Raw genomic sequence first — 11,593 nt, forward strand, 5'->3', positions numbered from 1 at the left:
GAAACAGGATAAGGAAAATCAATGAAGATTATTTTTATTTGCAATCACTGAACTTTCTAATTTGTGATGTAATCAATTTACGCTGCGGTAATTCAATAAATCGTGGTGTTGCCGTTTTATTAATTTAAAACGGATGGTTTTTTATTTATTTCTTTTTAGGAGATTCCCATGGAAAATATCCATACTTTCCCTCGTTTGAATGAGCGTGCTCCGGACTTCAAGGCTCGCACCACTGCTGGTGACCGTTGCTTGGACGATTACAAGGGAAAATGGCTGATCCTGTTCTCCCATCCTGCCGATTTCACACCGGTGTGTACGACCGAGTTCATTGGCTTCGCGCGCCACTATGAAACGTTCAAGTCCATGAATTGCGACCTTCTGGGTCTTTCTATCGATAGTCTGTTCTCGCACTTGGCTTGGATTCGCAACATCAAAGAAAAATTTGGTGTTGAGATTCCCTTCCCGATCATCGAAGACATCAAGATGGACGTGGCGGGTGCTTATGGCATGGTGCATCCCGGTGCCGCCGATACCCAGGCCGTGCGCGCCACGTTCTTCATTGACCCCAATGGCATCCTGCGTGCGATGGTGTATTACCCCATGAGTAATGGCCGCAGCATTGACGAGTTTGTTCGTCTGCTCAAGGCCCTGCAGACCAGCGATGCCAATCCTGGCGTGGCCACCCCTGAAGGCTGGACTCCCGGTTGTGACGTGATCGTGTCCCCACCCAAGACCGCCGAAGCCGCTGAGGCCCGTGCAGGTGAAGGCTACAAGTACACCGACTGGTACTTCTCCACCAAGTCGCTCTGAGTCTTAATCACTACGGTAAGGCATGTCTCTGGCATGTCTTGCTGTTTTCCTTTGGTTGATGCGTGTGATGAACCTGCTTCCCTTCCGTCGTTGGCGTTTGATGACTCCCGTCTTGTTCTTGGTGGCCTCCCTGGGGGTATTAGGTGTGCAGGCTCAGGTGGTACCCGCTCCTGCCGAAGAGGTGGTGCCAAATCTTGTCGTGGTGGTCAGTCCTGCGCCTATGGTGGGTCAGGCTCTGCGACTGCCCCCTGCACTGCAAGACCAGCATGGTCAGCCTTGGGCCTTGGCTGCTGATACGCGGTTGCTGCTCTTTGCCTCTGGCCGCAAAGCTGCCAATCTGATGGAGGCCGCTCTCCAGGATTTGCCTGCCGACCATTTGCCCCGCCATGGGGCCCTTTACCTGGCGGATCTGAGCAAGATGCCTCGCTTGATTACCCGTACCTTTGCGTTGCCCATCATGCGCAAGTTGCCATTCCGCATCGGCCTGATCAATGACGAGTCCATGCTGGCTGCCTGGCCCCGCATGCAGCCTGAAGTGGTCTGGCTAATTACCTTGCGCCAAGGTGTGGTGCAGCAATTGGAAGAAGCCAAGACAGTGGCAGACATCCGGGCTGCCATTGCGCGCTGATATTAGATGAACTCGCACCGGTGGTGTGGGTCTTGTGTACCCTTTGAAGGAGTGTTCTCATGAAAAAGTCCCTGATCCTTGGTGCTAGCTTGCTGGCCGTTTCGTTTTCCAGCCTCGCGTCTGAACTGTTTGTGAACATTCACAGCAGCCAGACCATGGCGCAAGGTGCTGGCTTGGTGCTGGCCACAGCTGCCATGGAGCAGAAGGCCAATGTCCGCGTGCTGCTGTGCGACGCAGCAGGCGATATCGCCATCAACGGCAAGGAAATGCCCACGCTCAAGCCACGCAACGTCACGCCCCAGCAAATGCTGCAGGGCCTGATTAAGGGCGGCGCCAAGGTGGAAGTGTGTGCACTGTACCTACCCAACACCGGTCGCCAGCCCAGCGACTTACTACCTGGCGTGACACCTGCCAAGCCAGCCGAGGTCGCAGCTCACCTGCTCAAGCCTAGCGTGCAGACCTTGGCATTCTGAGTTTGCAGCACTGGGCTATTGATTGGTGAGTGTATTGCATTGCACAAAGGGACAACGGTATGGTATCTCCTAGTCCCCAAACAGTTGGGCCATAGCTACTCTGATGGGTGGTGTGCCTTTGGGGCACACTGGTAACACCGCTGCAAGAATGTACGTAAGAGCATTGGCACATAGGCTTGGGCCTTGCTATATGCCATCGATCGGGTTTGATCTGGCGCGGTCGGTGTTCCTTTTTATCCGTTGTTATCCATGGAGTTACCAATGAAAACTGCCCATGATTTGGTGGCTGCTGCTAAGGCGCATATCCAAGAGATCACTCCCGACGAAGCTGAACAGGCTATCCGAGAAGTCGATGTGCTGATTGATGTGCGTGAGGCCGACGAATACGCTGCCGGTCATGTGCCCGGCGCAGTGCTGATTCCACGCGGTATGCTGGAATTTCGCCTGAGTAACACCCCCGCGCTGGAGTCCCGGGATCTGCGGATCGTGCTGTATTGCAAGACCAGCGGCCGGGCCGCTCTGTCTGCCCGTGCGCTGCACGAGATGGGTTACCTCAATGTGCGTTCTATTGCCGGCGGCTTTGACGCTTGGGTGACCGCCGGCAAGCCGATAGCCAAGCCCCAGCTGCCTTCGTTTGAGTAAGCTGCGGGGCGTTTTTATGTGCTGGTTTTTTTAAGGAGCTCTGTAATGAAAGCTAATGTTGGCGGTATCGACCGCATCCTGCGCATCGTCTTAGGTGTAATTCTGATCGCACTAGCCGCTACGGGTACCGTGGGTTGGTGGGGTTGGCTAGGGGTGATTCCACTGGCCACTGGAGTGTTTCGGTTTTGCCCAGCTTACCCCCTGCTGGGCATCAGCAGCTGCCCCATGAAGAAGAACTAACTCGTCTACGAAAGTGCATTGAAGCTCACAGCATGAACTGATGGTGAAGACCGAAAAACTGTATCAGACGGCCGCCAGAATTGAAATGCAACCACCAACATACCCTTGAGGGTATGTTGGATTTGCGGTGTAAACACAGCAACATCATGTTGCAGGAGTGCGTACCTTGGCTTTGTTGCATAAACACCCCAACAGCAGGTAGTCTTGGGCCATGAGTGACGCTGCCAAACCCACCAAGACACGCTACAAGACCCGCAACTGGGCGCAGTACAACGCTGCACTCAAGGCACGCGGCTCGCTGACTATCTGGCTTGACCGTGATATGCAGTGGCTGGCCACACCCAGCGGCAAGCGCGGTCGCCAACAGATATTCTCCGATGCCTGCATCCAGTTCTGCCTCAGCCTCAAATGTCTGTTCAACTTGCCGCTGCGCCAGACTCTGGGACTGGTACAAAGCCTGTTGCAGTTGGCCGGCTTAGACTGGCCAGTGCCCGACTACAGCACGCTCAGCCGTCGGCAAAAGACGCTGCAGGTGCAACTGCCCTGCCGTCGTAGTGGCGATGGCCCATTGGATTTGCTGATTGACAGCACGGGCATCAAGTTTGTGGGCGAAGGTGAATGGAAACGCAAAAAGCACGGTGCTGAGTACAGCAGGCAGTGGCGCAAGGTACATCTGGCCATCGATGCCAAGACACTGGAGATACGTGCCATAGAGGTAACGGACAACAGCGTAGGCGATGCGCCGATGCTGCCTGAGCTACTGGCACAGATTGCTCAGGGGCAGGGCTTTGTTGCATAAACACCCCAACAGTAGGTAGTCTTGGGCCATGAGTGACGCTGCCAAACCCACCAAGACACGCTACAAGACCCGCAACTGGGCGCAGTACAACGCTGCACTCAAGGCACGCGGTTCGCTGGCTTGACCGTGATATGCAGTGGCTGGCCACACCCAGCGGCAAGCGCGGTCGCCAACAGATGTTCTCCGATGCCTACATCCAGTTCTGCCTCAGCCTCAAATGCCTGTTCAACTTGCCGCTGCGCCAGACTCTGGGACTGGTGCAAAGCCTGTTGCAGTTGGCCGGCCTAGATTGGCCAGTGCCCGACTACAGCACGCTCAGCCGTCGGCAAAAGACGCTGCAGGTGCAACTGCCCTGCCGTCGTAGTGGCGATGGCCCATTGGATTTGCTGATTGACAGCACAGGCATCAAGTTTGTGGGCGAAGGCGAATGGAAACGCAAAAAGCACGGTGCTGAATACCGCAGGCAGTGGCGCAAGGTACATCTGGCCATCGATGCCAAGACACTGGAGATACGTGCCATAGAGGTAACGGACAACAGCGTAGGCGATGCGCCGATGCTGCCTGAGCTACTGGCACAGATTGCTCAGGGGCAGGAGATAGGCAGCGTCTGCGCTGACGGTGCCTACGACACCAAAGCCTGTCACGAAGCCATAGCCCAGCGCAACGCGCAGACCATCATCCCACCGCGCAAGAACGCGCGTCTATGGAAAAACAAGGCCGACAAGATGGGCGAGTGTGCGCGCAACGAGGCGGTGCGCGCTTGCCAGCGGCTGGGGCGCAAAATTTGGAAGCACTGGAGCGGCTACCACCGGCGCAGCTTGGTGGAGACCAAGATGCACTGTTTCAAGCGCTTAGGTGAGCGCGTGATGGCACGCACGTTTGAGGGTCAGGTGACTGAGCTGCAAGTGCGAGTGGCATTGCTTAACCGCTTCACGCAGCTGGGCACGCCCGAGACGGTGGCTGTGGCATAACTGCGTTTGGGGTTAGGGGAATGCTGTCTTGTTGGAATTTTGTGCAACAAAGCCGAGTGCTGCAGCGGAGGGCGGGAAGAATCTGGTTGTTTTTCCAAGTACCAAATTCAGTGAAAATCAGTTCGATTTGATGAGGCTTCAGACAGCAAAGTCTGGGCGTGTGGCCAGAAAGAAGGATGCTGTGAGGTGATGGTCTGCTGACGGACACTGGCGTATGAGCGCTCAGGGACTGCTCTTGTTTGGCCTGTCTGTGATTTTTAATGCTTATTTTTGCGTGTATCATGTAAAAGATGCACTGAAAACATGAAATTATGCTTATCGAGTTCACCGCCTCCAACTTCCGCAGCGTCCACGAGCCGCAAACGTGGAGCATGGTGGCCGCTCCAGCCCTCAAGGAGTGGGAGGAGCACAATACCTTTCAAGCCCTAGGTCTCAGCAAGGGCGGGCGATTGTTGCGGGCCGCCGCGCTCTATGGCCCCAATGCTGCTGGCAAAAGCACTTTGGTACAGGCCTTGGCTTTTGTCAAAAATCAGGTGGTCAACTCCGCCCGCGAGTCGCAGCAGGGTGATTTGATTCCGGTGGTGCCCTTCAAGCTCACGGCTGCCTCACGGGCAGCGGACTCTGAGTTCTCCGTCCAATTCATCGAAGCCGGGGTACGCTACGAGTACGGTTTACGCTGCAACACCTTCCGCTTTACCGAGGAGTGGCTGTATGCCTACCCAGCAGGTCGGCCACAAAAGTGGTTCCATCGGCTGTTCAACCCAGATTCACAGACCGACGCTTACGACTTTTCTGACAAGTTCTTAGGGGGCCGTCAGCGCCATGTGTGGGCCACCGAGACCCGGGCCAATACCTTGTTCCTGTCGCGTTGCATGCAGAGCAACAACGAACAGCTCAAACCAGTCTTTGAGTGGTTTAGCCAGCGCTTACAAGTGGTTGCAACTCCAGGTGCATTAAGCGGTGGTTTCACGGCACAGCGGTGCGAGGACGAAGCTGGACGGGCAAAGGTGGTGGAATTCCTCACTTCAGCCGATTTATCTATTGACGGTATCCGCCTAGAACGCCGGGCCTTCAGCCCTGACATGCTACCGAGCAGCGTAGGTGATGTTATCCGCCAAGAGTTGCTCAACAATTACAAGGGCAAAGAGTTCACCACCCTCAAGTTCCAGCGGCGCGATACCAATACAGGTGAGACAGTTGAATTCGACGAGAGCGAGGAATCCGACGGAACGCGAGCCCTGTTTGCCTTCGCAGGCCCGTGGATGGATGTGATGAACCATAGCTTGGTACTGGTAGTCGATGAGTTGGACTCTAGCCTTCACCCCTTGGTAGTGCGGCACTTGGTCTCCCTGCTGCTGCATGCCAATAGCCAAGCGCAGCTACTCTTCACTACCCACGACACCACCTTGTTGAGTCAAAAGCTGTTGCGCCGCGACCAAGTGTGGTTTATCGAGAAAAATGAAGCGCGCGAAGCCCGGTTGTACCCACTGTCCGATTTCAGCCCACGCGAGAACGAAGCCATTGAGCGCGGCTACCTCAATGGCCGTTACGGTGGTATCCCCAATCTGCAAGAGCTGGACTTTTATGGCAGCTGACAATCCGTTTGGGAAACGCAAGCCTCGCAACCCAAATGCCGAACGTGCAGTACGCCCAGTTCGGCAGCCTGCACCTCGTATATTGCTGGTCTGCGAAGGTGAAAAAACCGAGCCCATCTACTTCCGTGACATGGTCAGGGCCTTGAACCTAGGCAAGCAGGTCATGATAGGCAAGAACGATGGTTCATCCCCAGATAAAGTGGTGGCACGGGCCGAAGAACTGTATGCGCAGGCGCAACGAGAGGGCGATGCGTTTGACGAGGTGTATTGCGTTTTTGACCGCGATGCCCACGAGCGCTTCAAAGAAGCTGTAGCCCGACTGCACGAATTGCGAGCCAAAGGCCAACCGCTGAATGGGATAGTGTCCGTTCCGTGCTTTGAGTTTTGGCTGCTGCTGCACTTTGGCTATACAGAAAAGCCGTATGCCAGTCGGGGCAACAAGTCAGTCGGCAATGCTGTAGTGTCAGACTTGAAGAAAAACCCCGGCTTTGCCAAGTACGACAAGGGCATGGTCGGCGTTTTCGAGCTGCTTGCACCCCACTTGGAGCAATCGCTCAAGCATGCCCAGCGATTGATGAGCAACCCAGCCAGCAACGATGAGCATCCCAATCCATCGACCCAAGTGCATATCTTGGTCAACCGGCTTAAATCAGTAACCAACAAAAAGCCATGACCCCGCTTGAGCGCATTCGCATCGAAAAAGCCGCCGCTGACTGCGGGTTTGAACGTGAGCCAGTGGTGAACGAGCATGGGAAATTGGAACTGCGGTCGGCAACTTTCCCGGAAGTTGTGTATGTCTGGGTCGCTGCCCCCGTTGCTTACCGCATAACGGCATCACTACCTAGCCTGTTAGCCTCAGCAGAAAATGGCGAGATATCGGTAGACAGCATCGATGAGCTCTACAAAGTACTGCAGCAGGCGGCAGCTGTAGCCCGAACCCTGCCGAACCAGGTCGTTGAACAGTTCAAAAGCAAAACGCAGAACCTTCCCCAAACGACCGAAGTCGAGCGCATGGTTGTTCAAAGAGTGGGACAAAACCTTTTTCGTAACGCGTTGCTTGAATTTTGGGAGGGACGCTGTTGCGTCACCGGTCTCGCTATCCCAGCACTCCTGCGGGCCTCCCACATCAAGCCTTGGGCCAAGTGCACTTCTGACCTTGAGCGTCTGGACGTATTCAACGGATTGCTGCTTGCCCCTCACCTCGATGCCTTGTTCGATGGCGGGTGGATTTCTTTTTCTCACCAGGGTGAGTTACTTGTGTCCCAACAGCTCACCGCAGCGGCTCGAGCTCAACTGGGCATGTCGTTGCAATGGTCTATCAAAAACCTGACCTCTGCACACCAAGGCTACTTGGCCTACTACCGCGAGCACGAATTTCGCACGGCCTGACATGAAGCACACCAACAGACCAATTTTTGAGCGCTACATCGGCATCGACTACAGCGGTGCCGAAACCCCCACGAGTAGCCTCAAGGGGCTGCGGGTGTTCATGGCCACCCGTAACCTTGATGCATCAGAAGTACTGCCTCCGCCCAGTCCTCGCAAGTACTGGACAAGGCAAGGCCTAGCGCACTGGCTGCTGCAAATCTTGTCCGAACCGACACCCACCATCGTCGGTATCGACCACGGCTTTTCGTTCCCGCTACGGTACTTTGAGTACCACCGTATCCTGCCGGACTGGGATGTCTTTCTGCGCGACTTTCAGCAACACTGGCCTACCGATGGCCAGAACGTCTACGTGGACTTCGTGCGCCACGGGTCTGTTGGCAATGGTGCGCAGCGCACTGGCAACCCGAAATGGCGACGCACCACTGAACAACGCTGCCGGGCCAAGTCGGTGTTCCACTTCGACGTTCAGGGTTCAGTTGCTAAGTCGACACACTCCGGCCTGCCCTGGCTGCTCTTTCTGCGAGAGAAACTCGGTCAGCAACTGCACTTCTGGCCCTTCGATGGATTTTCTGTTCCAGTAGGTCGCTCAGTGGTCGCTGAAGCATATCCAGCCCTCTACAAGCACCGCTTTCCATCCAGCTCAAGCATGACTGGTGACCAGCAGGATGCTTGGGCGATTGCATGTTGGCTCAAGCAAGCAGACAGCAACGGAGAACTACAAATTGCCATGCGCCCACAGCTCGACCCCAGCATGCAACTGATGGCCAAAACCGAAGGCTGGATACTTGGTGTTGCTTAATGGAGCTGGGGTGGCACTCACAGAGAGTGCTGGAAAAGCGAATGTCGTGGCGACTGCAATGGCAACTCGCCAGCAGTTCGCTCACAGGGCAGCATCCCAATCAGCGGCCCGTTAAAGGCCCAAAGTTTGGGGGTCTAAGCCGGAACCCCAGAAATTTCCGTCAACCTTGTTTAGCAGTTTCTGATCCGACTCTTTTGTAGTTCGTTAAGGTTGAGGAAAGACGGGGAAACAAGGCAAAATATGGGGGAACAAAACTCGCTTTTTCCACCTGCCCCATTGGGAAACTCGAATCCCTACACAGCAACCGAAGTGAGGCGTGAGGCCAGCACCACAGATTGATCAAGCATCGTTGGATTGCCAATCAACACCCATGTGACCACGGCGCTGCTATCTGCTAACCAAGGTTGACGGAAATTTCTGGGGTTCCGGCTTAGACCCCCTTATTGGAAGAAAACGTCCAAGTGCCAAGTGACATCACAACACTGGCTCGTGTGCTAGACGTTCCGGAAATCTGGCTTGAGTCCGGTGGTGAAATGCACTTGCCAGCAAATAGCCATATTGGCGTCCGTGTTGGACGAGAGAGTTTGATGTACCGAGAATCTCGGTATGCTAAAACTATCGAGCTTATCCCGGGCATACCTAGAAACTCTGACCTCGATTACGCGCAAGCGTTTATTGAAAACCAATTGAGGACTAACCAAAGCTTGTCAAAAATTGCTCGCCGCGCGGGTGGTAGTTGGCAAGTTATGAGTGGAACATTGGTTTTTGCACCGTGGATTTCAATCGAAGAACCGCATCACCTTGCGTGTAAGTTCTGGCCTCATGAAGTGGAGGCTATGATTGCTGAAGAGTTGACTACCAACACTACCGTTTACGGCGCTTGGTCTTCTCTAAAAGCACGTTGCGAAGCTCTGGGAATTTCTAAAGACCAGTTCCCTAACATTATTTCGCTGCACAAGCGCTTAGAAAGGAAATAGAACCATATTAAAAATATTAATTAAACCGCTTCCTCAAGCAACAGGAAAAGCGATAGAAATTGCGCTAAACCGCATTAATTCTTAGTTCATGCAACCCCCCCAAGACGCACAGTATTTTATCCTGTGCGTTTTTTCAGGCCTCCATGCTTTGTTGAGGTCTTTGCGCTCCAGCCAGCAAAAGCCCAGTTACCAGTAGGCGTAATTGAACACAGCGTCCAGCTCCGAAAGGTCCTTCAGGCCAAGGCCGGCACGCACCAGCTCAGCCTTCTCGCAGAACTCTTCGTACATTGCTGCCGTGACGTTTGTCTTTAAAGTCCTCAGAGGGAATTGCAGGAATCCAGCCATATGCATCCCGGAGACCGAGTTCTTGTTCAGGATGGCAAAGCGCTTTTTGTCAAAGGTATGCAGAATTTCAGACATCACATTTGGTCCAACGTGCGCTGCGCTGTGGAGCCAGCCGGACAGGATGCTGTACGCGGCGCTGGGGCTGGTGGTGGGCGTCAGCTTGGCCTCAAGGTCCAGCAGTGCTGCTTGCGCCTCTCCAAAGCTATCAGCTACCGTCGCTCGACGTCGATTCAGGTTACCTGAATGCCAGGCGGGGGGCGGTCCACCTTTTCTGCCCACCAGCCCCTCGTATTCCGCAAGGAACCCGGCCCTCGTCAGCGCGGGGTCGTGCGCGATGTTGTCTAGGTGTTGGCGAGCCGTGATGATGCTTGTAGCACGCCTCTTGGCCTGAACCGCGAACCCGTTCGTCCCTTTGTCCGCACGCATTATTTCGAGGACAGCCTCAAGCTCCGCTAGGTACGGTGCTCCAGAAACTGGCCGGACCTCTACACAGGACTGCCGTGCCCGGTTCTCGGCAACCTTCCGGTGGAGCGCATAGAACTGATGGCGACGCGCATACTCATCAAGGGCTTCGGGGGTTGCCTCCTCGATTTCGCCGGTTTTCAACAAATGGTCAAACAGAGAAGTCAGGTCGTCGCCGAGATGGCCCGCATGCTTGCTGGGAACCTGAGAGCCTGACTCGTAAGCCAGAGATGCCTCGTGATTGAGCGACAGCCCCCCTTGCGTCAGGTTGGCAGAGCCAGCAATGACGCGGTACGTGTTGTCCGGATAGCCGAAGTAGTAAATCTTGGGATGGAAGGTTAACTTGGACTCTTCACCGCTGACGTAGAACTCCACCTGGTTGGGGTAGTCGATAACCAACTCCTGCACAGCATAGAGGAAATTGGGGTCCGTGTGGTAGAAGTTAAACCCGACCACAAAGCGACACGTCAGCTCCCCCGTGTCCAGCTTTTCAATCAGCTGGTCCCAGAACAGGTCGAGGCCGTTTTCGTTGGCGAAAGCGACGAAACACTCAAAGCGCACGGCGGTTGCCAGAAAGCTGTTGACTTGGTCGGCGTGGAGCTCACCTTTGACTAAATTGGTGACGAGTTGGATGGATGCATTTACAGGCACGGCAAGAGCTCTCGAGATTGTTTGTGCAAGTCCAAAGTTTGGCTTAAAAAAGATAAACTGTCACTATGTTTTTCGGGTGACGGGCTGTACTGATGCATGGCGTTGCCTGAGGCAGCCCATCCCGGCCATCTACCGGTACGCGTTGAGGCTGTGCGCGGACTTATTCACCGAAAGCGAGGTTCTGTCATGCTCGTATGTACTCAGGAGGGCCAATAGGCCCCTGTCGAGGTGTCCAGAATTATTGGTCAATGACAATAATGACAACGCACTGGCCGAAACTATCAACGGGCTGTACAAGGCCGAGTTGATTCACCGCCGGGCTGTCTGGAAGACCAGGCAATCCGTGGAACTAGCCACCCTAAGTAAGCACACGAAACCGATGTGGAATTTTTTTGGCACTTCTCCAGTGTAGCCGCTTCCACGACGGTTGCGCGTTCTTACTTAGAATGGGTGCACTGGTTCAATCACGTCCGACTGCTCACGCCGATTGGGGGTATCCCGCCGGCAGAAGCTGAGGCAACTCACCGCCAGCAACACCTCGACAGAGGTATTCACTTAAACCAACCAGCCTCCTCGAAACCCGGGGCTGTTCATTCCATAGCATTTTTCGTACGTAGGCGCACGCGCAGATGTGTGACACGGCTCATATGGGAAAACATACATTACCCTACATACCCTACACAGGACTGAGCGCCCAGACCAAGCCAAGCAACCTGTTTTGTGCTTACTTACCACTCAAGCAGACCGAAAGCGTCCATCTGACCCCACCAACTATGGCTGGCGACACAGCCTTTGAGCCTTTGGATATGCGC

At 54.7% G+C, this 11,593-nt stretch carries 11 protein-coding genes and 3 pseudogenes; 13 read left to right on the top strand and 1 reads right to left on the bottom strand.

Annotation, left to right across the window (positions count from 1 at the left end; all coding sequences use genetic code 11):
* Positions 1-168: 168 nt before the first annotated feature.
* The 12 genes and pseudogenes from PHX60_RS09280 (at position 169) to PHX60_RS09335 (ending at position 9,323) form a co-directional block, all read left to right on the top strand.
* Positions 169-810, top strand: coding sequence for a peroxiredoxin (locus PHX60_RS09280; RefSeq protein ID WP_300076993.1), 642 nt, complete (start codon positions 169-171; stop codon positions 808-810).
* A gap of 22 nt (positions 811-832) precedes the next feature.
* On the top strand, positions 833-1,438 hold the full coding sequence (locus PHX60_RS09285; protein ID WP_300076994.1) for a hypothetical protein: 606 nt from the start codon (positions 833-835) through the stop codon (positions 1,436-1,438).
* Between the two features lie 59 nt (positions 1,439-1,497).
* Entirely contained in the window at positions 1,498-1,911 is a 414-nt protein-coding gene (locus tag PHX60_RS09290) for a DsrE family protein (RefSeq protein WP_300076995.1), read from the top strand.
* A 261-nt stretch (positions 1,912-2,172) separates the two neighbouring features.
* Entirely contained in the window at positions 2,173-2,553 is a 381-nt protein-coding gene (locus PHX60_RS09295; protein WP_300076996.1) for a rhodanese-like domain-containing protein, read from the top strand.
* A gap of 45 nt (positions 2,554-2,598) precedes the next feature.
* Positions 2,599-2,793: a DUF2892 domain-containing protein gene (locus PHX60_RS09300; RefSeq protein WP_300076997.1), complete on the top strand. Its 195-nt coding sequence runs from the start codon at positions 2,599-2,601 to the stop codon at positions 2,791-2,793.
* 211 nt (positions 2,794-3,004) lie between these two features.
* A pseudogene (locus PHX60_RS09305) lies at positions 3,005-3,565 on the top strand (IS5 family transposase); the annotation flags it as partial.
* A gap of 55 nt (positions 3,566-3,620) precedes the next feature.
* Positions 3,621-4,563 (top strand): annotated as a pseudogene (locus PHX60_RS09310) (IS5 family transposase).
* 311 nt (positions 4,564-4,874) lie between these two features.
* Positions 4,875-6,158 (top strand): ATP-binding protein, encoded by a 1,284-nt coding sequence (locus PHX60_RS09315; protein ID WP_300076998.1) that lies wholly within the window; start codon positions 4,875-4,877, stop codon positions 6,156-6,158.
* Entirely contained in the window at positions 6,148-6,831 is a 684-nt protein-coding gene (locus tag PHX60_RS09320; RefSeq protein ID WP_300076999.1) for an RloB family protein, read from the top strand. Before PHX60_RS09315 ends, PHX60_RS09320 begins: the two co-directional genes overlap by 11 nt.
* Complete coding sequence (locus tag PHX60_RS09325) at positions 6,828-7,547, top strand: HNH endonuclease (protein ID WP_300077000.1); 720 nt, start codon at positions 6,828-6,830, stop codon at positions 7,545-7,547. Before PHX60_RS09320 ends, PHX60_RS09325 begins: the two co-directional genes overlap by 4 nt.
* A gap of 1 nt (position 7,548) precedes the next feature.
* Positions 7,549-8,346, top strand: a complete 798-nt coding sequence (locus PHX60_RS09330; RefSeq protein ID WP_300077001.1) for a hypothetical protein — start codon at positions 7,549-7,551, stop codon at positions 8,344-8,346.
* A gap of 443 nt (positions 8,347-8,789) precedes the next feature.
* On the top strand, positions 8,790-9,323 hold the full coding sequence (locus PHX60_RS09335; protein WP_300077002.1) for a hypothetical protein: 534 nt from the start codon (positions 8,790-8,792) through the stop codon (positions 9,321-9,323).
* A 186-nt stretch (positions 9,324-9,509) separates the two neighbouring features.
* Here the strand turns inward: PHX60_RS09335 and PHX60_RS09340 are convergent, their stop codons facing one another.
* The gene (locus tag PHX60_RS09340; RefSeq protein ID WP_300077003.1) at positions 9,510-10,781 is read right to left on the bottom strand and encodes a phospholipase D family protein; all 1,272 of its coding nucleotides are present in this window, start codon (positions 10,779-10,781) and stop codon (positions 9,510-9,512) included.
* 250 nt (positions 10,782-11,031) lie between these two features.
* Between PHX60_RS09340 and PHX60_RS09345 the strand changes: the two are divergent.
* A pseudogene (locus PHX60_RS09345) lies at positions 11,032-11,471 on the top strand (hypothetical protein); the annotation flags it as partial.
* Positions 11,472-11,593: the final 122 nt, after the last annotated feature.

Source organism: Giesbergeria sp. (genome assembly GCF_028686475.1).
In the GTDB taxonomy this organism is placed as follows: domain Bacteria; phylum Pseudomonadota; class Gammaproteobacteria; order Burkholderiales; family Burkholderiaceae_C; genus Simplicispira.